At 43.0% G+C, this 22,978-nt stretch carries 27 protein-coding genes; 10 read left to right on the forward strand and 17 right to left on the reverse strand.

The genetic code is table 11. The features are described 5' to 3' along the window. Positions 1-35 precede the first annotated feature (35 nt). A complete protein-coding gene (locus ACFFRD_RS10545) occupies positions 36-1,241 on the forward strand; it encodes a glutathione S-transferase family protein (RefSeq protein WP_392481410.1) in 1,206 nt (401 codons plus the stop codon). A gap of 246 nt (positions 1,242-1,487) precedes the next feature. On the opposite strand, the gene ACFFRD_RS10550 is transcribed toward ACFFRD_RS10545, so the two are convergent. The 4 genes from ACFFRD_RS10550 to ACFFRD_RS10565 form a co-directional block, all read right to left on the reverse strand. Next, positions 1,488-1,787 carry a chaperone modulator CbpM gene (locus tag ACFFRD_RS10550; protein WP_392481411.1) on the reverse strand — a complete coding sequence of 100 codons (300 nt, stop codon included), beginning with the start codon at positions 1,785-1,787 and terminating at the stop codon, positions 1,488-1,490. Continuing rightward, positions 1,784-2,749 carry a DnaJ C-terminal domain-containing protein gene (locus ACFFRD_RS10555; protein ID WP_392481413.1) on the reverse strand — a complete coding sequence of 322 codons (966 nt, stop codon included), beginning with the start codon at positions 2,747-2,749 and terminating at the stop codon, positions 1,784-1,786. Before ACFFRD_RS10555 ends, ACFFRD_RS10550 begins: the two co-directional genes overlap by 4 nt. A 105-nt stretch (positions 2,750-2,854) precedes the next feature. Continuing rightward, complete coding sequence (gene dnaK, locus ACFFRD_RS10560; RefSeq protein WP_392481414.1) at positions 2,855-4,744, reverse strand: molecular chaperone DnaK; 1,890 nt, start codon at positions 4,742-4,744, stop codon at positions 2,855-2,857. A gap of 238 nt (positions 4,745-4,982) precedes the next feature. Continuing rightward, positions 4,983-5,201, reverse strand: a complete 219-nt coding sequence (locus ACFFRD_RS10565) for a hypothetical protein (protein ID WP_392481415.1) — start codon at positions 5,199-5,201, stop codon at positions 4,983-4,985. Between the two features lie 11 nt (positions 5,202-5,212). Between ACFFRD_RS10565 and ACFFRD_RS10570 the strand changes: the two genes are divergently transcribed. Then, positions 5,213-5,371, forward strand: a complete 159-nt coding sequence (locus ACFFRD_RS10570) for a hypothetical protein (protein ID WP_392481417.1) — start codon at positions 5,213-5,215, stop codon at positions 5,369-5,371. Between the two features lie 150 nt (positions 5,372-5,521). On the opposite strand, the gene ACFFRD_RS10575 is transcribed toward ACFFRD_RS10570, so the two are convergent. From ACFFRD_RS10575 to ACFFRD_RS10595, 5 genes are all read right to left on the reverse strand, one after another. After that, positions 5,522-5,878: a hypothetical protein gene (locus ACFFRD_RS10575; RefSeq protein WP_392481418.1), complete on the reverse strand. Its 357-nt coding sequence runs from the start codon at positions 5,876-5,878 to the stop codon at positions 5,522-5,524. A 584-nt stretch (positions 5,879-6,462) separates the two neighbouring features. Further along, entirely contained in the window at positions 6,463-7,773 is a 1,311-nt protein-coding gene (gene nifN, locus ACFFRD_RS10580) for a nitrogenase iron-molybdenum cofactor biosynthesis protein NifN (protein ID WP_392481419.1), read from the reverse strand. Beyond that, positions 7,773-9,167, reverse strand: coding sequence for a nitrogenase iron-molybdenum cofactor biosynthesis protein NifE (nifE, locus tag ACFFRD_RS10585; protein WP_392481420.1), 1,395 nt, complete (start codon positions 9,165-9,167; stop codon positions 7,773-7,775). Before nifE ends, nifN begins: the two co-directional genes overlap by 1 nt. A 371-nt stretch (positions 9,168-9,538) precedes the next feature. Beyond that, entirely contained in the window at positions 9,539-10,504 is a 966-nt protein-coding gene (nifH, locus tag ACFFRD_RS10590) for a nitrogenase iron protein (protein ID WP_012412139.1), read from the reverse strand. Positions 10,505-10,977: 473 nt separating this feature from the next. Further along, on the reverse strand, positions 10,978-12,111 hold the full coding sequence (locus tag ACFFRD_RS10595; protein WP_392481421.1) for a substrate-binding domain-containing protein: 1,134 nt from the start codon (positions 12,109-12,111) through the stop codon (positions 10,978-10,980). Positions 12,112-12,659: 548 nt separating this feature from the next. On the opposite strand from ACFFRD_RS10595, the gene ACFFRD_RS10600 reads away from it, so the two are divergent. Beyond that, the gene (locus ACFFRD_RS10600) at positions 12,660-13,031 is read left to right on the forward strand and encodes a hypothetical protein (protein ID WP_114081558.1); all 372 of its coding nucleotides are present in this window, start codon (positions 12,660-12,662) and stop codon (positions 13,029-13,031) included. Between the two features lie 87 nt (positions 13,032-13,118). On the opposite strand, the gene ACFFRD_RS10605 is transcribed toward ACFFRD_RS10600, so the two are convergent. After that, on the reverse strand, positions 13,119-14,036 hold the full coding sequence (locus ACFFRD_RS10605) for a LysR family transcriptional regulator (RefSeq protein WP_392481422.1): 918 nt from the start codon (positions 14,034-14,036) through the stop codon (positions 13,119-13,121). Positions 14,037-14,141: 105 nt separating this feature from the next. On the opposite strand from ACFFRD_RS10605, the gene ilvD reads away from it, so the two are divergent. The 3 genes from ilvD to ACFFRD_RS10620 all read left to right on the forward strand — a co-directional run bounded on the left by ilvD (position 14,142) and on the right by ACFFRD_RS10620 (position 17,029). Next, a complete protein-coding gene (gene ilvD, locus ACFFRD_RS10610) occupies positions 14,142-15,830 on the forward strand; it encodes a dihydroxy-acid dehydratase (protein WP_392481423.1) in 1,689 nt (562 codons plus the stop codon). A gap of 97 nt (positions 15,831-15,927) precedes the next feature. Further along, entirely contained in the window at positions 15,928-16,377 is a 450-nt protein-coding gene (locus ACFFRD_RS10615) for a glyoxalase/bleomycin resistance/extradiol dioxygenase family protein (protein ID WP_334807691.1), read from the forward strand. Between the two features lie 202 nt (positions 16,378-16,579). Next, positions 16,580-17,029, forward strand: a complete 450-nt coding sequence (locus tag ACFFRD_RS10620; protein WP_392481424.1) for a hypothetical protein — start codon at positions 16,580-16,582, stop codon at positions 17,027-17,029. A gap of 182 nt (positions 17,030-17,211) precedes the next feature. On the opposite strand, the gene ACFFRD_RS10625 is transcribed toward ACFFRD_RS10620, so the two are convergent. Both ACFFRD_RS10625 and ACFFRD_RS10630 read right to left on the reverse strand, forming a co-directional pair. Next, positions 17,212-17,718 carry a DUF1993 family protein gene (locus ACFFRD_RS10625; protein ID WP_392481425.1) on the reverse strand — a complete coding sequence of 169 codons (507 nt, stop codon included), beginning with the start codon at positions 17,716-17,718 and terminating at the stop codon, positions 17,212-17,214. A gap of 174 nt (positions 17,719-17,892) precedes the next feature. Next, entirely contained in the window at positions 17,893-18,021 is a 129-nt protein-coding gene (locus ACFFRD_RS10630; RefSeq protein WP_258551435.1) for a hypothetical protein, read from the reverse strand. 290 nt (positions 18,022-18,311) lie between these two features. Between ACFFRD_RS10630 and ACFFRD_RS10635 the strand changes: the two genes are divergently transcribed. Further along, a complete protein-coding gene (locus tag ACFFRD_RS10635; RefSeq protein ID WP_163929712.1) occupies positions 18,312-18,509 on the forward strand; it encodes an NblA/ycf18 family protein in 198 nt (65 codons plus the stop codon). Between the two features lie 390 nt (positions 18,510-18,899). Here the strand turns inward: ACFFRD_RS10635 and ACFFRD_RS10640 are convergent, their stop codons facing one another. From ACFFRD_RS10640 to ACFFRD_RS10650, 3 genes are all read right to left on the reverse strand, one after another. Beyond that, the gene (locus tag ACFFRD_RS10640; RefSeq protein ID WP_179073116.1) at positions 18,900-19,133 is read right to left on the reverse strand and encodes an EF-hand domain-containing protein; all 234 of its coding nucleotides are present in this window, start codon (positions 19,131-19,133) and stop codon (positions 18,900-18,902) included. 176 nt (positions 19,134-19,309) lie between these two features. Beyond that, positions 19,310-19,462: a hypothetical protein gene (locus ACFFRD_RS10645; protein WP_392481427.1), complete on the reverse strand. Its 153-nt coding sequence runs from the start codon at positions 19,460-19,462 to the stop codon at positions 19,310-19,312. Positions 19,463-19,474: 12 nt separating this feature from the next. Beyond that, positions 19,475-19,609: a hypothetical protein gene (locus tag ACFFRD_RS10650; protein WP_392481428.1), complete on the reverse strand. Its 135-nt coding sequence runs from the start codon at positions 19,607-19,609 to the stop codon at positions 19,475-19,477. A 494-nt stretch (positions 19,610-20,103) separates the two neighbouring features. Here ACFFRD_RS10650 and ACFFRD_RS10655 point away from each other — a divergent pair, with 494 nt between their 5' ends. Then, positions 20,104-20,331 (forward strand): hypothetical protein, encoded by a 228-nt coding sequence (locus tag ACFFRD_RS10655; RefSeq protein WP_114081550.1) that lies wholly within the window; start codon positions 20,104-20,106, stop codon positions 20,329-20,331. Positions 20,332-20,364: 33 nt separating this feature from the next. Here the strand turns inward: ACFFRD_RS10655 and ACFFRD_RS10660 are convergent, their stop codons facing one another. Further along, on the reverse strand, positions 20,365-20,523 hold the full coding sequence (locus ACFFRD_RS10660; protein ID WP_163929709.1) for a hypothetical protein: 159 nt from the start codon (positions 20,521-20,523) through the stop codon (positions 20,365-20,367). Here ACFFRD_RS10660 and ACFFRD_RS10665 point away from each other — a divergent pair. Together ACFFRD_RS10665 and ACFFRD_RS10670 are read left to right on the forward strand one after the other, a co-directional pair. Further along, entirely contained in the window at positions 20,522-21,802 is a 1,281-nt protein-coding gene (locus ACFFRD_RS10665; RefSeq protein ID WP_392481429.1) for an acetyltransferase, read from the forward strand. The two genes, ACFFRD_RS10660 and ACFFRD_RS10665, sit on opposite strands and share 2 nt — an antisense overlap. Positions 21,803-21,929: 127 nt before the next feature. Continuing rightward, the gene (locus ACFFRD_RS10670; protein ID WP_179073114.1) at positions 21,930-22,505 is read left to right on the forward strand and encodes a hypothetical protein; all 576 of its coding nucleotides are present in this window, start codon (positions 21,930-21,932) and stop codon (positions 22,503-22,505) included. 265 nt (positions 22,506-22,770) lie between these two features. On the opposite strand, the gene ACFFRD_RS10675 is transcribed toward ACFFRD_RS10670, so the two are convergent. Continuing rightward, positions 22,771-22,905 carry a hypothetical protein gene (locus ACFFRD_RS10675; protein ID WP_256874564.1) on the reverse strand — a complete coding sequence of 45 codons (135 nt, stop codon included), beginning with the start codon at positions 22,903-22,905 and terminating at the stop codon, positions 22,771-22,773. Positions 22,906-22,978: the final 73 nt, after the last annotated feature.

Here is a 22,978-nt window from a genome sequence, read left to right on the forward strand (position 1 = left end):
AATTGCCCTAAGTATTGTCCTACGCAACTTACCCTATGACTACCGCACCCTTAAGCTGGGAAGAACTAGAAGCCCTAACGGACTATCAAATAGATACCGTTAATGGTCTCACCAATGCTAAAGCCCGGTTGCGCTTGTTTGGGAAGCCAGAATCTGATGTGCGGGTAACGCTGTACCGCGATAACCATGCCTGGTGTCCTTACTGTCAAAAAGTTTGGTTATGGTTAGAGGAAAAACAGATACCCTACCGCATCGAAAAAGTGACAATGTTCTGCTACGGGGAGAAAGAAAGTTGGTACAAACGTAAGGTACCGTCAGGAATGCTCCCTGCGATTGAGCTAGATGGACGGATTATTAAGGAAAGCGATGACATTTTGCTCGCTTTGGAAAAGGTTTTTGCTCCATTGAACCAAGGGATGGAAGACCGCATGGTGCTTCCTCTACGTCAATTAGAACGACTATTATTTAGAGCCTGGTGCGCTTGGCTATGCTCTAAAGCCGGTTCCTCTCAACAAGAACAACGCAACCGAGAACAATTTATCGCAGTGGTGGCTATGGTCGAGGAGGCTCTGGGTCGCACCCCAAGCCCTTACTTTCTAGATAGCTTCGGCATCGTTGATGTCATTTTTACGCCATATCTTGAACGGATGAATGCGAGCCTTTACTACTACAAGGGCTACTCCCTGCGATCGCAAAACCCCCGCTTGAGCGCATGGTTTGCGGCAATGGAAAGCCGACCGACCTACTGCGGTACCCAGAGCGACTTTCACACCCACGCACATGATTTGCCGCCCCAGATGGGGGGCTGTTGGGAAAACGGCGAAACCCAGATGCTTCTTAATAAAGCACAGGTGGATAATGGCCCCTGGTTTGGGCTACCAGATGTTGCTTATCCAGAACCCGAAAACTCACGCATGGAAGCTCTTAAGCGAACCATTGAGCATCGCATCAATATTATCCGAGTCAACCCGTTAGATGATAAATTGTTTGATCAAGCGCTACGTTGTGCTTTAACACACATGATGACAGGTGAAGACTGTGTACCTCCATCGGGAGCTGATGTTGCTCTCCGATATTTGCGCGATCGCATTAATGTACCGCGAGATATGTCCATCTACGCAGCCAAGCGATTGAGGGAATCCCTGGAAAAAACCGCAGCCCTGGCGGGTGATGGGCAACCAGACCCCATTCCCACTAAGCATCGACGAGATCAAGACCCGTCTAACTTTGTCATCAAGTAGGATTCAGCACCCAATACGGTTCGGATAAGCATTTTTCACTTTCCTTGTGGTCTGGGGAAAGGGTAAGGGGTAAAGGGTAAAGGATGTATTCAAAACCTTTTCCCTTTCCCCTTTAACCGAACCGTATTGTTACCGCACCCATCCTGCCAAATCGCGCTCCTCTCTCTCAAAATGAGCCAATGTTGAGTAACTTGTTAAGATTTTGATCGCGCCAACTTTTTCACATTTGATATTGGGTGATGTTTTTCAAGAAGGCTGCAACGCTTTTAGCTGTGCCCGTAACTGGGCAATTTCTTGAGCCATATCCATGACCATTGCTGCGCCTACGAGATTTAGCCCCAAATCCCGACGCAAGCGTTGGATTTGAGCAATTCGCGCAATTTCTCGTGAGTGCAGCATTGAGCCTTTCGGTTCGATCAATCCGAGTTGCACAAATCGCTCAATTACAATCGTTGAAGTTTGGGTAACAGAGGCTGCATACTCAAACGTATAAAGGCGATCGCCTTCATGGGAAACAACTGTACTGGAGAGGCTAAACTCGCTCATAACGTTAATCCTTCTAATGCAGTACGTGGGTTAAAGCTGCTATTCGCCTGAATCTTTTCATAGCAATCCTGCTCAATTTCGCTTAACTCTTTCGGAGACACGATCTGAAGTTTCACAATTAGGTCAGTTCGCCCGCCTTTTGGTTGTGTCCAGCCTTTTCCTCGCAGCCGCAGCGATTGACCGGAACGTACTCCTTTCGGAACGCTCAATGTGACGCTACCCTCTGGTGTTGGTACTTGAATTTGAGCGCCTAAGACCGCTTCATCTGGACGAATGGGAACTTCGCAGGTTAAGTTGTCACCCGAAAACTGAAAAAACGGATGGGGAAGCACCTCGATTGTGAGATACAAATCACCTCGCTGTTGAGAAAAAGGGCTGGGGCGACCTTTACCTTTAATGCGAATTCGACTATCCGGTTTAGCACCTGCGGGAATACGAACGTTAATGGTTTCATCATCCAACTGCAACCGCTTTTGAACGCCATGAAACGCTTCCGAAAAGGAGAGGGCGATCGCAGCTTCACTATCGGGTGCTGGTGCTTGGCTGCGAAATGAGCCAAAGTCATCAGGCTGCTCAGTCGAGGTACGGTAATAAGTCCGTCCTGCTCTTGTCCTGCCCCCTAAACCACCTAGCAAATCATTGATAAAGTCATCAAAGTTGCTATATTGGTCAAAATTCTCTGCATACGTGCTAGTTCCTCTAGGAGAAGTCCCTCTGACCTCTGCTTGCTTCCAGTACTGCCCAAAAGAGTCATACTTTTGGCGCTTTTCTGGGTTTGATAAAACTTCGTTGGCTTCATTGATGTCTTTGAATTTTTCCTCGGCTTCTGGATTGCCGGGATTCACGTCAGGATGATATTTGCGGGCAAGTTTGCGGTAAGCTCGTTTAATTTCGTCGGAAGTTGCAGTTTTGCTAACTCCCAAAATGTTGTAATAATCTTTGAAATCACTTGCAGTTGGCATGATTCGATACTTATAATCCGACTATTCTGCACTCGGAACGTCTTTTGTCAGTGTGATTGTTGAGTTGTTGAAAGTCGGTAGTCTCCAGTAGTTGTAATGCAGGCTTTAGCTAACAAAATCGGCATCAATCACATCGTCATTGTTTTGTCCGGTTGGCTGATTTGTGGGATTAGGATTGCTAGTTGCTGCGTTAGCTTGGGCGTAAACGGCGCTACCGATTTGCATGAGTGCTTGTTGAAGATTGGTAGTGAGCGATCGCATTTGATTGTAGTCTTCTCGCTCAATTGCCGATCGCAACTCGTCAATCAATTGTTGCGCCCGACTTTTATCTGCTTGAGAAACTCGACCATTCAAGTCTTGCAGTTGTTTTTCTGCCTGATAAACCAGTGAGTCCGCATTATTTTTGGTGTCGATTTGCTCGCGGCGTTGGCGATCTTCTTGGGCATGAGTTTCTGCATCTCGTACCATGCGTTCCACGTCGTGTTTATCCAGCGTCGAAGCGCCTGAGATTGTAATCGATTGTTCTTTACTAGTGGCGCGATCTTTAGCAGTTACCGATAGTAACCCATTTGCATCGAGGTCGAATGTCACTTCAATTTGAGGTACTCCACGCGGAGCTGGAGGAATGCCATCGAGCCGAAACGTACCTAAACTCTTATTGTCTGCGACAAGTTCCCGTTCTCCTTGCAGAACATGAATTTCGACATTCGGCTGGCCATCGGCGGCGGTTGAAAACGTCTCGGATTTCTTCACCGGAATCGTCGTGTTGCGGGGAATAATTTTTGTCATCACCCCGCCCATCGTTTCCACCCCTAAAGAAAGCGGTGTTACATCTAGCAGCAGTACATCCTTCACTTCTCCCGCCAGTACTCCACCCTGAATTGCTGCACCCACAGCAACTACTTCATCCGGGTTCACTCCCTGATTTGGATCTTTGCCTGTGATGCGTCTGACGAGTTGTTGCACGGCGGGAATTCGGGTGGAACCGCCTACTAGGACAACTTCATCGAGATTGGCATTGTTCAGATTGGCATCATTGAGAGCTTGTTCAACTGGGATGCGGCAGCGATCGAGCAAGTCAGCGCAGAGTTTCTCAAACTCCGCCCTAGTTAAGGTTATATCGAGGTGCTTTGGCCCCTCTTGAGTTGCCGTGATGAAGGGGAGATTAATCGTTGTTTGGGTAGCGCTGGAGAGTTCAATTTTGGCTTTTTCTGCGGCTTCAGTTAACCGTTGCAGGGCTTGCTTATCTTTGCGTAAATCAATACCTTCGTGGCGCTGAAAATCATTTGCAACATAATCAACAATCTTTTTATCAAAATCGTCACCACCTAAATGGGTATCTCCACTCGTGGCTTTGACTTCAAACACCCCTTCTCCAACTTCTAGAATTGAAACGTCAAACGTTCCACCGCCTAAGTCAAAGACTAAGATTGTTTCGTTGCCCTTTTTGTCTAAACCATAAGCAAGTGCCGCAGCCGTAGGTTCGTTAATGATGCGGAGTACTTCTAGCCCTGCAATTTTGCCTGCATCTTTGGTCGCTTGTCGTTGCGAATCATTGAAGTAAGCAGGCACAGTAATGACTGCTTGCGTAATGGGTTCTCCTAGATATTTGCTGGCATCATCTGTAAGTTTTCGCAAAACTTGAGCAGAAATTTCTTCAGGCGCGAATTGTTTTTTTAGCGCTGGACAATCGAGTTTGACGTTGCCATTGCTATCACGAACGACTTTGTAAGAAACCTCACTCGCTTCGTGGGTGATTTCATCGTGTTTGCGTCCGATAAACCGTTTGACTGAGTAGAACGTATTCTCTGGATTCATTACCGCCTGTCGTCGAGCAATTTGACCAACCAGACGTTCGCCTGTTTTTGTATATGCAACTACAGAGGGAGTGATGCGTTGTCCTTCTGCATTGGCAATCACGAGCGGTTGTCCACCTTCGATGACTGCAATACAAGAGTTAGTTGTCCCTAAATCAATTCCAACAACTTTTGCCATAACTTTCGATTCCTTTCATCAGATTTTGATGCGCTGATTCTAGTTATAAGAAACTTCAGTAGTATTAAAAGCTCAACTTGTAACTAACAGTTCTCTGACAGATTATCTTGTTCTTCTTTAAGGAAACTATTCAGAAATTTTCTGTGCATCAACCGATAGAAAGACAAAAAAGTATCCAGTATATATATTTTTGGCTTTAATGTTGTGAGTTATACATTCAACGATTTAAAGAAAGAATTCAGAATTGAATTGGGTGCGATCGCTTAAAGTTTCTCAGTACCTTTCTCCCTGCTTTGGGTAATCTAGCTTCACCTGCACCGTCTGCACTCCCTCTTCCACTTACACCTATGGCTCCCCAAAATGATGCCGAGCCATTAATTGCACGGCTCAACAGTGAGCCGAAGGTAGTACTAATACCCAGTTTATATTTGATATTGTCCCACAACTGTCGATTCATCCAATTCCATAATGCGATCGCTGTTGCTAGCTGATGTGAGAATAAAAGATCCTGTAAGTGGACAGCTCTTCTACAACCAAAATGGCAACACGCCTGGTTTTGGCAGTAGTAGTCTATTTGCAACTCTAACTGGTGCGCCAACTCTCACGGCATTTGATTTTGTGTTGTAAGCATAGTTTGTTCAAAACACGGAATGTCGAGTTTACGTACTTGACTAGTACAACACGGCAGAAATAAACCACCCATTCTAAATCAATGAAATGCTTACGATGTATTCATTTTTAATTTTTAATTTTTAATTCCGCCTTGCGGCACTAGGCTTATTTATCTGATGTTTCTTCAATCTCGATTTCCCAAGGTTCTCCTTTATTATCTGGTGTAAAAAGCTGAATTTTGGACTTGTTAGAAAACTGCTTCAACTGTTTGATGAACTGTGGAATAGCATCAACAATATGCAGATAGCTTTCTATGTCATAGCAGATAATGATTAACATCAGAGGACTAGTATTTATTTTGAAATACCAGTGACAATTTGATAGTAAAACTCGCATAAGTGGGACGCAGACTTGATAAAATCGCCTACACGTAGCTTCTTCTAGCTGCCTGTAAAATAACTCGTTAAGTAGAGTTGCTCCAGTTGGAGGCAGATCATCTGCGGGAAGAAGGGATTTATTCATAACACGAAATTAGGCATTGTGAATTGGAATTAGTTTTTCTATTGATCACTGATAACTCAGGATTTACCAGCCTTAGCATGAAGATTTTTTGGAGTATTATGTAGTAAAAAAAGGTCGGCGAAGCAATTTTTTACTAATGCTACTTCCATTTTTTAAACGCTTAGGACTTACGCAAAAACCCTCTAAAACTCTCATTCCTCCGTGACCTCTGCGCCCTCTGTGGTAGCCTGCGGCAAGCAACTTCTCTACGAGACGCTACGCGAACGTGTCTACGTTTTCCGTTACCTGTGCGTAAGTCCTAACACTATCAAGTGCAATACTTGCTCTAGGAAACGGCGTTTGTCAAAAATTCCTTGAATCAGCACCTCTAGTTCAGTTACGCCCTTGGAAGCAAAATCCTCACGATTGATTGTGTGCCAGGGTAAAAACTCCTGCCATTCCAAGGTTAATATATGGACTTATGCCTGATTTTGGTAAGCAATAATTAGGGCTGTAGTGTAAAAAAGCTTCAGTCTCTGTTGAGAGTAATACTGGATTCGCCGATAACCTGCTTGGATGAATCGAGACAATAACTGCTAATCTGTTTAATGCTTAATCTTTGCTTCAGCTTCTAAAAACAGATTGCCAATATCAAACAAAAACTGCATAGTACCTCGATAGCCAACTTTGGTAAATTGACTGTGATCTAAGCGGTCACAAATAGGAATCCCTTGACGGTAGAGAGGAATTTTTAAGCGTTGAGCGATCGCCATTCCATGAGAGTTGGTAATCAGCAAATCAGATCCAACCGCCAGTTGTTCAAAGTCTTCCAAATCGCCGATAGTGACGCTAGGAATCGGCAGTTTTTCTAACAGAGGAAAGCGTGTTGTTGTTACTGCTGCATGAATCTGAACCCCTAGCGATCGCAAAAAAGAAACCGTTGACCAAAGTAAATCGGGTTCCAGCGCCAAAGAAACTCGCTTGCAACCAAAGTAAAAGTGATTCTCCAACATCACATGTTTTAGCTGACGGCGTTGACGGCGGTATTTCTCCGGTACGCTGACACCACTGATATCTGCCAATGCTTGCAAGAATTTATCTACTGCTAGTAGTCCCGTCAGTTCACTAAATACTTCATAGGGTATATTGAATCTCCGATCCAAAATTTGCGCTGCACCTCGCATACTCTCACCTAGTGCCAAAGTGAATACAGAAGTGCCAATTGAACGTAATTGTGCCAATGTAGTGCCATTAGCTGTAATGGCACTAGAAGAATCTTCTATATGACTATCTAGTACGCCAGAAAGGTCAGGTACAAAAATAGGTTCAAGTCCAAAAGAGGTGACAATCTCTTTGATTTCCTGTACATCCCCTGGTGTGAAGGCAGAACTCGCCAAAATAGTGATTTGTGTAGGACAAGTGTCTTGTTTGGAGCTTTTTTGGGGAATTTCCCTGACTATACTCTCAACCGCGCCAGCAAAGCCATCCTGTAATGTACCTTTGAAATCAGGTGTAGAGACAAGCACAATTGGTAAATAATCTAGTTCTGGGTGACGGTGACGAATTTCTTTAACAAAGCGCCCCATATCATCGCCTCTGGTTTCCACGAGTCCAGTGCTACAAAGACCGATAATTTCTGGTTTGGATCTCTGCACCAAAGTCAAGATTGCTTGTTCAACCCTTTCCTCGCCACCCAAAATGGTTGCAACTTCTGTCATCGCTGTACTGGAAAGGGGAATCGTCTGACGGAAATGCTGTACTAATACTGCCTTCGTCAAAGCAGTACAGCCTTGTGAACCGTGTAACAAAGGCATTATTCCCTTTAACCCCAAAAAGGCTAAAACTGCACCTACAGTCTGGCTTTGCTTGAGGGGATTAACTGCAACAGATGTACTCGTAACGCTAATAATCGCCATTAGATGTTCTCCTCTGGAGAATTTCCTGTTTCCCACGGGGCTGGTTGAGATACTTGCTCCCACACAGGGGTGTAAAAAGCAGCATAGAGTTCTCGTGCTACCTCTAAAATTCCCATATAGCCTGCATAGGCATGGTTGCGTTCTTGATTAACGTCTAGGAATGGAATCCTAGCAGTAAGAGAGGTGTCTTGATGGTGTTTATCAGCAATTAACATATCAGCTTGATTTGCGTTAATTATCTGTAAAATTTCTTGAGGACTATTTTGCTCTAGAATTATGCCATCTTGATCCAGCAAAGTTTTGACTCTAATTCTATCCTCCTCAGTATTATTATTAGTACTAATAGCAATAACTTCCATTCCCAATTTCCTAGCAGCAAAGATAATCAACCAGCTCTTGAAACTTCCAACAGAAAGGAGAACCCGCTTACCTTGTAATTGGGTGATATAAAGAGCGAGTTTTTCATTTATTGCAGCAGTCTCTTCTACAATTAACTTTTCTGTCTGTTCCTGCAAATCAGAACCACCTAACTTTGCAGCAATATTCCTTAGACATTGATTGATTGACTCAATACCATAGATAGACTCTTCAATATAGGGAATGCCATATTTTTTCTCCATGCTTTTTGCCATGTTAATTAGTGCTTTGGAGGAGAGCAGCACGTTAAGTTTGGCACGATGGGCATAGCAAACTTCTTTATAGATAGCATCGCCTGTAATTTTTGCCAAAACTCTAATACCTAATTTCTCCAACAACGGTAGAACATTCCATATTGCACCTGCAATATTGTATTCACCAATTAGGTTGATATCATAAGGTGTAGTTGTATCTGGTTCAGCTGTTCCAATAACGTGTGAAAGCATTGCTTCACCAGCGACACGGTTGCCCAAATTTTGGTTCCCAATGAATCCAGGGCAATGTACAGGGATAGTGGGTATTCCTGTTTTCTCGGTGGCATCTTTGCAAACTCCCTCGATGTCATCCCCAATCAAAGCGGTGATGCAAGTGGAATAAACAAATACCGCCGCAGGTTTGTAGCGTCTTTGTAATTCTAAAATGCCTTTGTACAGCTTTTTGGCTCCACCGAAGATGATATCGTTCTCATCGATGTCACTGCTAAAGCGTATCTTGTACAGCATCGAACCAGATGAGAGACTGCTGTAACTTCCCCAAATACTGGCAGCACAGCCACTTGGCCCGTGGACTACATGAGCAGCATCAGTGATTGGTACAAGAGTAATCATTGCACTATCAAAAGCGCAACTCCCTTGAGTAGTTCCAGGTTGGGGTAATTGTGTGGAAGACTTTTTTTTCTTTTGTATCTGCTGCTGACGAGCATCTTCAGAATTAGAGTCACTGAGTGAATCGTTGGTTTTTCCTGGCGTGGGATTCATTTGTTTGGTGACAATAGGTAGAAATTTTTAGATATTAGCTGAATTCCCAAAGACTGAGGAGGATTTTAATTTATTCACCGTGGTATCTAAAGATGGATAAAAGGGAATGACCAAGAGAATTTATCATCCCCTAAAACATAAACATCATCTAGGTTAGAGAAGGAGAAAACAAAAACATGAACTAGACTATTAAATTATTAATGTTGTCCTGTACACGTTAGTTGATTAGTGTTAACACGGTGAAAAAGAAACGCGCAGAGTTAAGATTAGCTATTCGACTACCTCCATTTTAAATGATTGGTGAGAAGGTGGGCTATTCTCGCCCACCTAATATTTACTTTGTATTTAGCACCTGATTCTGAAGAATAAGCTTACTTCTTCTCGCTACCGGAAACTATTTCTACGTTTCCTTTTTTGAGTGCTTCTAGTGCTTCACCTTCAGCATCTTCTTGTTTTTTAGCTGCGTCTGCTTGGCTAATTAGTTTCGCAGCATTTTCTTCACTTTCAAGGATACCGAATTCAATCAACAAATCTTCTAGCTCATCCATCTCGATGGGTGTAGGGACAGCGAGATTTGTATTGTTGATAATCTTGTCTGCTAGTGTACGGTATTCATGAGCTTGCTTGCTGTCGGGTGCGTACTCGTTCACCGTCATCCGCCGCAATTCGGCGTGTTGCACGATATTGTCACGGGGGACAAAGTGAATCATCTGGGTACTTAATCTGGCTGCAAGGGTACTAATCAGTTCGTCTTCTCGGTCAGTTTTGCGGCTGTTACAAATCAGCCCACCCAAACGTACCCCACCTGTGTGAGCATATTTGAGAACGCCACGAGCAATGTTGTTAGCTGCAAACATCGCCATCATTTCACCGGAGGTAACGATGTAGATTTCTTGGGCTTTACCTTCACGAATTGGCATAGCAAAACCACCACACACAACGTCGCCCAACACGTCGTAGGATACGAAATCTACATCTGAGTAAGCGCCGTTTTCTTCAAGAAAGTTGATAGCGGTGATGATACCCCGACCAGCGCAACCAACACCAGGTTCTGGCCCACCTGATTCTACACATCTGATATTTCGGAAGCCAGTTATTACCACTTCTTCAAGTTCAATATCTTCCACAGCGCCCCGTTCAGCAGCTAAGTGCAACACTGTGGTTTGGGCTTTACAGTGCAAAATCAATCGGGTAGAGTCAGCTTTGGGGTCACATCCGACAATCAAGATGCGTTTACCCACTTCTGCCATCGCAGCAAGGGTATTTTGGGAAGTGGTAGATTTACCAATACCACCTTTACCGTAAAAAGCAATCTGTCTAATTTTTTCGTCGGACATGATAATTTATCCTGCAATTATTTTGTTTGGTGGGTCTGTCGATTCATGAAGCGTTGGCACTTTGTGCCGGAGGTACTCGCATTGTAAAATTACAGCACTGGCCTTATGTAGAACGTCGTTGGAGGCGCTCGTTCTACAGCAAAAAGAGCCCGAATCCAGAACATATTCAAGTTTTGGTAAGTTTTCGTTGGCCATTAGTCATTGTTTTTTCTGACTAATGGCTAGAGCAATAAGACATCACTCAAGGAATATTGCAAGTATTACCATCCGCTCACTCAAATGATTTCTCTAGCGGTAGTAATACCAATTGAAAAAAGAAAGCTACATATTCCAAGCTGGAAAAATTACGAATTCAGCATTATCAGTTGTTGTAATTCCCTGAAGGTTGCTCATACCTCAAGAGTGGTTGCAGCAGGAATTTCAATTTACGCCAAGTATTCCTTTAAGCACACAACCAACCATTGCAATCCACTCTAAACAGTCGCTACAACTTCCCCAATTTTGCTGATATCGTAACCGCCGAGAATTTCAAATTGTGAGTGAACCATCCGATGTCCCAAAGTACTGAGCAATTGCTGTACAGGTGCTTCTTCTAAATATTCCTTGAGAATCACCAAATCATATCGTGACTGATGTAAAGGGATAAATCCCAGCCCAAAAGCGGTAGCTACAGATGCCGTACTCATACCAGCATCAGCAATTCCTAATCCTACAGCTTGGGCAACGTCCTGGTGACTTTTGAATACATTGTCAAAGCCCTGAACAGCATCGAACGGTATCTTCTCCTTTTGGAGTGTTTGTTCCAAAAGCATCCGACTACCAGAACCGATTTCACGGTTAACAATAGTCGCTCCCCCAGCAACTAAGTCAGTCACTGTTCTAATTCCCATCGGGTTGCCAGGCTTCAATAAAAGTCCCTCTTCCCAAACACCAAGGGTAATCAGAACTGCTTCCCTCCCAGCCAGAACATCTCGAACAAAGGGAGTATTATACTCACCAGTTTCAGGATCGTACAAATGCATCCCAGCGATGTGCGCCTCACCTCTGCATAGACTGTGCAATGCAGCCATGCTATTGGCGAAGTTATATTGGACTCGCAGTTGGGGATGCCAGCGTTCGGTAGCTCTTGCCCATAATGAAATCACAGGGGCACAACCAGCAATCACAACAGTGTTGTGAAGTGTGTCGAGATTATCGTCTAAAAGACGGACTCGAACTTTATTTGTACCTGTTTGGCTAGTGCCTTCACCATCAGCCGGAATCATATCTTGGCGAAAAGCATCCTTACCAATCAAGGGATAAGCTATCCATTGTCCTCCTACACGAGCCACACTAACTCGTAGTTGCTGATCGTTAGGAACAGGTTTGGCAAGGACGGCTTCGATTTCAGGTAAATCCCGCTCTAACCAGAATAGATCCTCAACTTGACAGCCAAGCGCTTTGGCCAAGCGAAGTGTTATGGCTACTGAGGGAGCATATAATCCCGACTCTACACCACTAATAGTTTGACGAGTCACACTAGCGATGTTAGCCAAATCTTGTTGGCTCATGCCTAAGCGAGTTCTAATGGACTTCAAGTTATTACGGAGGTCACTATCCTGCTTCATTGGCTTTGTCTCTTAGTTTCAAAAAGCCGTAGCGGATTTAACTTGTATCTGCCAAGGCGAAAGTATGGTCTTTGAGTTTATATCATTTCTCTCTGACGACTTTTTGTGCTTTCGCTGTCTTGATTCCCCATATAAAAAGACTATCACAGAAATTGCAAGTTTGCTTGCGAAGCGCAAATTATTTTTGCAAGTGGTTGTTTTTTAGCTGCTATTATCGCTCAAAAGCCCCAAATTCCAATAAACAGAGCATTTGTCTAGCAAGAAAGATTTACCAATAAAATTGGTAAAAGTAGCGTTTGATACAGTTTTAGAGATTATTTTCAGCTTTGATGCTTGATAGACGAGTAATAAAAGCCGTAGAAAACATACCAATCAATTTCGTACTTGGGGATGAATTTTACCCTGACTAAAAATTACCAATTTGACTAGAGTGAATATGCACATAGCATCAGCAAAGAATTGCTGTTTTAATTGGTTGCACAATTAGGTATTTACCAAAGTATGCAACAGATGAATGACATGAGATTACTATTGTTAGGAACAAAGCAATGATTACCGAAGAAGACTTAGCCCAGCAATTTAACGTAATTATTGAACACACTCACCCACAGGTATGGAAACTGTTAAGCCAATGTTATGTTAAGGTGATCAATCCTCATCCTCACTTAACAAGAGTGAATATAAAAACGTGTATCCGTCATGCAAAATACATTGGAATTTACTGCCCTGATAGACTAATTAGTGCTGTCGTAGAACAAAAAAATCTCATTAGAGAAGTAGCAGAATATTTGGGTCTAGTTGAGGTTGTTTGCTTGAATGCCAATAACTTAATGCGCGATCCACTCTCAAATCTTAAGCAAGCTTATCCCCAGTTGTGGTTAGACTTGTTGTGGATTGTCACTCAAGAACAAGAACTCTAGCTATTATCGACAGATTTTTGTGCAATCTTCTATCTGGAAAAACCGTAATTACCAATCTTCACCGCAGCTTTGTTACATCAAAGCAATCTAATGGAGGCGATCGCCTTTTTCACTGATTAATTCACCACAGACACTTCTCACAATTAGTAGAAACTCCCGTAAAACAGGTGTCATATCCTCTTGTCGCCACACTACAGCCGTTTCTACTAATGGTGTTTTTTCTTCTAAAGTGCGATAAACTACACCAGCCCTTTGAAGATTTTGCAAAGAAGACGGTACGATCGCAATCCCCATTCCCGCAGACACTAGTCCGATGATTGTCTGCATTTGGATTGCTTCTTGAGTTACTTTTGGGCTGAAATTTCCTTGTTGGCAAAGACTCAGGATTTGATCGTAAAGTCCAGGGCCCAAATGGCGGGGGAACATAATAAAATTTTCGTCTTTTAGCTCGCGCACTGAAATATTTTCTTGTCTGGCTAAGAAATGAGTTTCTAGCAAAGCTAAAATTAGTCCTTCTTGCTGAATACATTCTTGATTGAGAGTGTTGTCTTCTAAAGGTGGATGGGCAAAACCTACATGGATGCGGCGATTGAATAGCGCTTGTTCTTGCTGAGTTGTCGTTAATTCTTGCAATACTAACTCCACCTCTAGAAACTGTTCTCGAAACCGCCGCAAAATCACAGGCAGCAAATCGTAAGTTACCAAGCTGGTGAAACCTACTCGTAGTTGTCCTTTCTCACCCCTACCTGTCCGTTGAGTCAGATCAATTGCCTTGGACAGTTGAGCGAACAACTGATAAGCTTCTTGCAAAAATACTTGTCCGGCTTCCGTTAGCTGCACCTGTCGTTTGGTTTTGCGTTGAAAAAGTTCTACCCCAAGTTCTGCTTCTAGCTGCTGAATTTGCTGGCTTAAGGGAGGTTGAGCGATGTGAAGTCGCTCTGCGGCTCTACTAAAGTGTAGTTCCTCAGCTACTGCAATGAAGTAGCGCAGGTGTCGCAGTTCCATAAGTTTGATATTTTATAAGTCTCAAATATTCATAAATATATATTGGACATATCAAAAGCTGCTACATATCATACTCATATATGCAAGTCAGAGGATGATGTAACTATGTCGGAGAATTTGAGAAGCCAAGTAGTAACGCAAGGAGTGCAGCGATCGCCAAATCGAGCTATGCTGCGTGCAGTTGGTTTTAAAGATGAAGATTTCAACAAAGCCATTGTCGGTATAGCCAACGGTTACAGCACCATCACGCCCTGCAATATGGGAATCAATCAGCTGGCGCAAAGGGCAGAAGTTGGGATTAAAACCGCCGGTGCAATGCCCCAAGTGTTCGGCACAATTACCATCAGCGACGGGATTTCGATGGGAACTGAAGGGATGAAATATTCTCTAGTATCGCGGGAAGTCATCGCTGATTCCATTGAAACCGCCTGTACCGGGCAAAGTATGGATGGTGTACTAGCCATTGGGGGTTGTGATAAGAATATGCCAGGGGCAATGCTAGCGATCGCCCGAATGAATATCCCTGCAATATTCGTTTACGGTGGCACAATTAAACCTGGTCACTACAACGGACGCGATTTAACCGTTGTCAGTTCTTTTGAAGCTGTTGGTCAATATAGTGCTGGAAAAATTGACGAAAAAGAATTATTAGAAGTCGAAAGTCGGGCTTGTCCTGGCGCTGGTTCTTGTGGAGGAATGTTCACAGCTAACACCATGTCTTCAGCATTTGAAGCAATGGGAATGAGTTTGCCCTATTCTTCCACAATGGCAGCCGAAGATGCCGAAAAAGCTGACAGTACGGAAAAATCAGCCTTTGTGTTAGTCGAAGCCATCAAAAAACAAATCTTACCCAGTCAAATTATCACCCGCAAATCTATAGAGAATGCCATATCTGTGATTATGGCGGTGGGTGGTTCGACCAATGCCGTATTGCATTTTCTAGCGATCGCCCGCGCCGCTAATGTAGAGTTAACCCTGGATGACTTTGAAACAATCCGCGCCCGTGTTCCCGTTTTGTGCGATCTAAAACCAAGTGGGAAATATGTCGCTACGGATTTGCACAAAGCTGGTGGCATTCCGCAAGTCATGAAGATGCTACTCGTGCATGGCTTATTGCATGGTGATAGCCTCACCATTAGCGGACAAACCATTGCAGAGATATTAGCAGACATCCCCGCAGAGCCATCCGCCAATCAAGATGTGATTCGGACTTGGAATAACCCAATGTATCCCCAAGGACATTTAGCCGTTCTCAGAGGTAATTTGGCAACAGAAGGGGCTATCGCCAAAATTACCGGGGTGAAAAAACCAGTGATTACCGGGCCTGCACGAGTATTTGAATCGGAAGAAGCCTCTTTAGATGCAATTTTGGCGGGTAAAATTCAAGCTGGTGATATTTTGGTTATCCGCTACGAAGGCCCCAAGGGTGGCCCTGGAATGCGAGAAATGTTGGCTCCCACTTCGGCAATTATCGGGGCTGGCTTGGGTGATGCGGTAGGATTAATTACCGACGGACGCTTTTCTGGCGGTACTTACGGGATGGTAGTTGGTCATGTTGCTCCAGAAGCAGCCGTTGGTGGTGCGATCGCTCTTGTAGAAGAAGGCGATAGTATTACGATTGATGCACCTGCTCGTTCATTGCAGTTGAATATCTCCGAAGAAGAATTGGCCCGTCGTCGTGCTAATTGGCAACCCCCCGCTCCACGTTACACCAAAGGCGTGTTGGCGAAATATGCCAAACTGGTATCTTCTAGCAGTCTTGGGGCTGTGACAGATTTGGATTTGTTCAAATGATGATAGATCGGGTAATTGATACAGAGTTTTAAGATTGCAGAAAATGTAGTTAGCCTAAACTACAATACATTTGTACTAACTTATCTCTGCAACAATTATGGCAGTTAAACCTATTCCATCTGGTTATCATACTGTTACACCGTATCTTTTTGTCGAAGGGGCAGCAACCCTAATCGAGTTTCTCAAACAGGGATTTGCAGCTAAGGAAATTCGTCGGACCCTACATCCAGAAGGTAGCATCATGAATGCTGAAGTCAAAATTGGCGACTCAGTAATAATGGTGAGCGAAGCAAGGTGTGAATTTAAGCCGATGCCAAGTTCCATTTACCTATATGTTGAGAATACGGACACAACTTATGACAATGCTCTCAAAGCAGGTGCTACCTCAATGATGCAGCCAAATGATGAATTTTGGGGCGATCGCCATGCGGCTGTGAAAGACCCAAACGGAAATTATTGGTGGATTGCGACTCATCAAGAGGATGTTTCATCCGAAGAGATCGAACAACGAATTAAAGTCTTGTTTGACAGCAAAGAAGAAGTCTAACTTGGCATCCCAACTAGGTAAGTATGACTTGAACAAGAAAGTGGACAACCTCTCCCTTTCTTGTTCAAATCACAACAGAATTAAGAGACTCCTTAGTTCAATCAAGCCTTAATCGTCAACACATTGGCTTTGGTACAGTGAGTAAAAAATGTTTTTAATTTTTAATTTTTAATTCCGCCTTACGGTGACTAGGAGGTTGCTGATGAAACCTAAAGTTGTAATTACCCACTGGGTTCATCCAGAAATTATTACAAACTTAAGTGAGTATTGTGAGGTAGTTGCAAATCCAACTAGAGAGACTTTACCGCGTGAAGAAATTCTCCAGTTGGCGCAGGACGCTGAAGCTTTGATGGTTTTTATGCCAGATCAAATCGATGAGGCGTTTCTGAAAGCTTGTCCGAAATTGAAGATTATCGCCGGAGCATTGAAAGGTTACGATAACTTTGATGTTGATGCCTGCACTCGTCAAGGTGTTTGGTTCACCATCGTGCCTAGCTTATTGGCTGTGCCAACAGCTGAGTTGACCATTGGACTGATCATCGGGTTAGCCCGTCAGATGTTGCCAGGCGATCGCTTGATTCGTCAAGGCACGTTTGCAGGTTGGCGGCCCCATCTATACGGTATGGGATTAGCAAACCGAATAGTCCTATAGTATTAGATTTTACTAATTAATCGGCGAGATTCAAGCCAGTGTAATTATCGAGAAAGAGAGAAGGGAAATGTTGAAGAAGAAAAAACTTTTCCCCACAATGCCAAGAAGTCAAGAAGTCTATTTTTTACTAACCCAAGCAAGATCGGAAATTTTCGAAAAAATTGCGTTAGATATTGCTCTAATTAAGGCTGACCAAGGAAGTCTTGTTTGCCAAGTTCGACACCGCAGTGTCTGAGAATGTTATATGCTGTTGTGACATGGAAATAAAGGTTTGGTAAAACAAAATAGAACAGATATGGCATTCCTTGAAAAGAGAGAGTATTGTCACGCATTTGTAGGGTAATTTCTCTTTGTTCTGAACCGTTAATTTGTTCAGGTTTAAACGTATTTAAATGAGAGATAGTTTTTTGAATGCGGTCAATAAGTTGAGGAAATGTAGTTTCATTGTCTTCGAATTTAGGTGGTTCTATAAGAGCTAATCGTGCGGCACCTCTATTTACTATGTCAGAGGCAATTTGCACTTGTTTTGATAATGGAAACATATCTGGGGATAGACGACTATTAATCAACACAGAAGGATCTATTTTTTTAGTTTCAGCATAAGCAGCACCTTTTTCAAGAATGTTTGTAAGGTTATTCAGTGTGCGAATAGACACGGGTATTAAAGCTTGGTACATTGAAATGGTCATTGAAATTTCTCCAGAAAAAGTTCAAACGACTTTGAGCCGCCCATCTAATATTAGAGGGTATTGACTGTGATGTTGTGTCAAAGAATATGGAACCAAATTTAGTCACAGATCCAAAGATACTGAATGTTTTGAACGAACTCATACAACTCTGGACGATCTTTCATCGCCCCTTTCTCACGCCATCCATCCATTCATTCCACTGTGGCGCATCTGTAACCAGTTGAGCAAATTTGTCATATTCACATTCTCAAACTTCAGCATCACGCCGCGACGCTCACCACTATTGCCCAAAGTATTGCCCATCCTCTCCAACAGCGATGGCGCAAGCGCCCGCCGTAGGCGATCGCCAGCCGCAAGCAGAGGCTAAAAATACTTTTAAAACCTCAAAGTGAGAAAATTTAGAACTTAGGTTTTACTTGGGTTGCCACAATGGAGTGATATAAAGGTTTTCAGCAGCAGATACGGCATTTCTAGCCTACGCCGGTACGGTTTACACCCCTTTGATTTTTGTAAAGCCATCGTAATATTTATTTATATAAAGCAATATTTGCTTACATAAGCAAACTCAAATAAAAGAGTAGGTAATAAAAGCGATGAATCAACCCATTGAATTATCTTTAGAACAAGAATTTAGCCTTAGAACTTTCTCTGATCAAGTGCAGCAGATGTCCCGTGAACAAGCTCAAGAGTTTTTGCTGATGCTGTATCAGCAGATGATGATAAGGGAAAAGACTTACCAAGAATTGCTCAAACATCAGTGGGAAGTTGGTTCAGGTTCAATCTTGGGCTAAAACAAACCTTGCTCCCATTACTTTAAGCGACGGACAAGATAACGAACACAAAATTGTCTTTTTCAAGGGCAAGGCAATAGAGATTATTTGCTTCCAAAAGAGGAAACTGTACAATAACCGACTCACAGTAACAGTTTTGATGGAACAGTGAACTACTTTGACCTACACAGCAAAGAGCCAATCGCACACCACAGACGTACACCTGCTCCCAAGTTAACCCAAAGGAGCCACTACCCCAGGTATGCGTTCCAGTAAGGCTCACCATCAGCAATGCCAACAGCCGAGCCTATTGTGGAGACTAGCTGTTGGTAGAACTGACCAGCGCTGTGCAAACCTTGCTGCAATTTCAGCTTCAGGATTTTTGGGTATTGGGTGTTAGGAATTAGGTTGCTAGGTTAAATTATGTGCTTTCTCAACTGCTTCCTTTAACTCTTCAAAGGTAATACTACCGTCTTCGTCTGAATCATAATTTACTAGTAATTCCTGGGGACTAGTGGTATTTGTTTCGGATGAGACGATTGCACTTAAGCCAGGACTTAAAAAAAGATCATTAATGGATACTTTACCGTCTTGATCGCTATCTAAGGTATTAAAAAGAGATTGAAGCTCTTGCTCGGTTGTCATAAGTTTCTATCTGAATTAGTTTTTCAACTTAATATCTCATTAATCTCTGATCAATCTCTCAAAATTAAATAAACTTGTATCTTTAGACGTAGAAACGGCTATCGCTGGGGCTTAGATCAGGTGTACGCTGTGGGTTACAGGGGTTACACCGTATTGACCGTTGAGTAACAAAAGATTTAATGTCTGCCAAACACGGCAATCAACAGATGATTTACGCCATCCACTCCACCCTTGAATTCGCAGACTGCGATGGCGCAAGCGCCCGCCGTAGGCGATCGCCAGAAAGCAAAGAAACCAACTCCAATTGCCTCCGGGTCAGCAGTATACATTCCATAGGATTGCTAACGAACAACTTTGCAGGCAAAAAGATCAATCGATTGTGCAGTCAACCACTGATCTAATGTTTGGGCAGGATCGGCAACCAGGGCAAACGCATCTAAATATTGACGAGCCTGAATCAGAGTGGAATTTAGCAAAACTCCAATCAGATAAGGCTTTCAGGAAATTAAATATTCACGTGTATGGTAATGTAGTAGTTTTTAAATCAAATAAGATTACCATATCGATGTCTATATATCTTCCCCAAACTCCTATTTAGGATACAGTTAAATATTTATCCCCCCAAAGATAGAATTAAAATTAATTTTTACTAGCAAAAATTAATCTAATTTTATTCCTTATGATAGATGACTTTTTAATTAAAAAACTATCCTGTGAACACAGTTTTCCATTATAAATTTAATTACTATTTTTATTATTTCCATAAATTTTTTCAATATCTAAAACTCTAGTGTTAAACAGCAAATAAGTCTACAATGAACTGTTAATTGCTGGATGTAGCAATTTGTACTTGATTAAATTAAATTTGAAAGTTATTAGGTTAGGTAAACCGAAAAGTTAAAGTATGTCCTGTACCTTTTCGCTTTACCTTACCCAATAAATTTGGCGGACTATTAGGTATCAAGAAATCATGTTGAAACGTCGCACAATACTAGTTGGTTTAGCTGCGTTTGGCTTAACGTTAGCTGTTAGTACACAAGTTCATGGACAATCTACTAGCGGGCCAGAAGCTTGGGAAAGTGTCTACAATGAGGCGGCTGCTGGGGCAACAACGATAATTACAGTTCCACTTTTGAACTCCTTATTATCATCTATCTTGCAAGTAGTCTTCAGATTGGCAGGTTATTGGGGTGGTTAACCCGCATTTCTCATACTCAAACAGAAAAAGAGCCTAAATACAGACGAGTGCAATGTAATTTTTGAGTAATTCCTGCGGTGGCGATCGCATTTCGCCCACTGTACGCAATTGTTTGACTATATCTCTTACTTGAAGAGCGCAGATTATCCCATAGCCAAATATTCCAAAAACCGTGAGGAGTTTTCTTTCCATGTTCAAACCTCGCCGAATTTTTAGTGCTTTAATTGCAATTATCCTAGCGTTTGCCATCAGCACGCAGATATATATACAACCCGCAGTAGCTGCTGGAGGAACGTGTAATCCAACTGTGGGAAACCTACCTATTTGCCCAAGTACCGCACCTTCCGAGTCAGCTAGTTTTGTTGACCCAACAGCAACAATCACCAATCCCACATATATTACCTTGGGCGAAAAAGTCTACGTCGCTCCATTTGCTGAGTTAGATGCTACTGATGCTCCTATTAGTATTGCAGCAGATTCTAATGCCCAAGACCAAGTGAAAATCACAGCTTCAGGAACGGGAGTGGAGATTGGCGAGCGTGTCATTCTGGCACACATGGCCACGATCAAAGGTGCAGCTAAAATCGGTACTCAAGGCTTAACCGGGCCTTTTACTGACCCAGTTACCAATACTCAGTTTAGTAATACTATTCCAGAGACATTTCTCGCCTTTAACTGTGAAATAGATGGTGCAACTATAGAAAGAAACACAGTAGTCAACTTTCTGGCGCGGGTTGGCCCTGGTGTTACCTTACCTGCTGGTAAAGTTGTTTTGCCCGGTAAAAACGTCACAACTAACCTACAAGCTAGTAGTGGCAGTTTGGGGAAAGTAGTGAACCTGACACAAGCAGACGTTGCATTAATGGAAGGCATTATTGAAGTCAATGAATCATTTGCCAAAGGTTACACAGATTTAGCTAGGGCAGACTTGACAAACGTAACAGGAATTAATTATGCTCCCGTCACCTTCTTTAATTCTGGAGGTCTACCACAGATAGGTGGAAGTCCAACTCGTGATCCGAACTATCGTAACCGCATTATCGGTAATCTTACTTTCCAAGATTCTTTAGCAACACTCAACAACAAACTAGCTAATAGAATTTCGCTACGTGCTGATGAGGGTGAACCTTTTAATGTTGGGTCAATTGCTGGGATGGCAAACGATGTTGTCTTTCACGCATTAGAAACCACTAGTTTGACTCTTGGTAATGGAGTTGGTTATGGGCCTCGCGCTCTGGTTCATGGCGGTAGGCAGGTTGTCAATGGTGTTGCTAATGGCCCTGAAACCAGCGTAGGTGATAAAGTCGGGCTAGGGCCAAACTCTGTTGTATTCCGCTCAGTTATCGGCGAAAAATCAGCAGTTGGACAAAGAAGCGCCGTCTTCAATTCTACATTGGCTCCCAAAACCCATGTCCGTTCTAGAGTAATCTATGCCGACAACGGTAGTCTGATTTCATCTGTAGAGTGGTAAGGGGAGATTGCTTTCACTCCTATACCAGCCGTGTTCTTAGCTGCTCGTTGTGTAGCGTGGATCTCTTTTATGACGGCTGGTATCTTTTTTCTTAGCTTGTGCCTAAGCAATTAACTTTTGCATAATTATGAATCTGAAAATCTTGTCGTTAGTGCAATTACAATGCCTACGATTGATGCTGCTGTTAACTTTGATATTCGGGCTGATACTAATTGTTGATGATGGTTCATCTATAGCTGCACAGAAGGTTGGGCAACCAGGATTTATAAACCCTGTAACTGCTGATATCACCTCCAGTCAGCCTCAAGTGGTACAACCTTCAGTCACCCGACTTGTGTCTACATTGTCAGATGAAGTCGAGGAATTACCAGCCCAGTTAATTCGCTGGTCAACTTACTGGCAACTTTGCTGGGAAGCATATCCTGAAGCTGAAGCATACGAACTGCAAACGGTACTGATGGAAGGCAAGTCTCCCAAATTAAAACGACAAAGCGATCGCTGCTTTCGTATACAAGCTGCATCTAATGAAAACGAAAAATCACAAGGATTACTCAACCGTGATTTGATCTTGCTAATGCATAAAATTCAGCTTGGTTATCGAGTGCGAGCCGTCTTAGATAACAACCGCGTCAGTGAATGGTCTCAAGTAATGGCAGTCGGTGCAACTACTACTTCTGAATTGAATGGCACTAAGAAAAGCTGAAACCTCCTTGCTGGCAGGGTGTGGGAGGTGTGGGAGGTGTGGGAGGATGGGGAAGAAGTCTTACCCCCCACACTCCCCACACTCCCCACACTCAAAAAGCAAGTTATATCAGGGCTTTGCGATTAACAAGCGTGCCATTCACCTCTGAATTGAATGGTACCTAAAATACCTGTGATAGCGGTTGTGGTACTAACGATCGCACCGGGAGTGAGTTTTTCTAATCGTTAAACTCATCATGAAAAACGAGAAGATTGATAAGAGTTCCTTAAATTAGTTCGTCACATATACTGGTGTCGTTAGTACATACACCATGAATGCCTAACTCAATATACAAATCTGAGACAGTAATAGTCATGCTTCCCCTTGAACCATTGTTTTGTCCTTGTTGTACTCCAGCCATATTACATTTGCTGACTCAATCCGACCTGACTCAGCGCCTACTCCAATTAAAAACGCGGTCAGTTTCTGCGCCT

Source organism: Nostoc sp. C110 (genome assembly GCF_043099725.1).
Lineage (GTDB): Bacteria > Cyanobacteriota > Cyanobacteriia > Cyanobacteriales > Nostocaceae > Nostoc > Nostoc muscorum_A.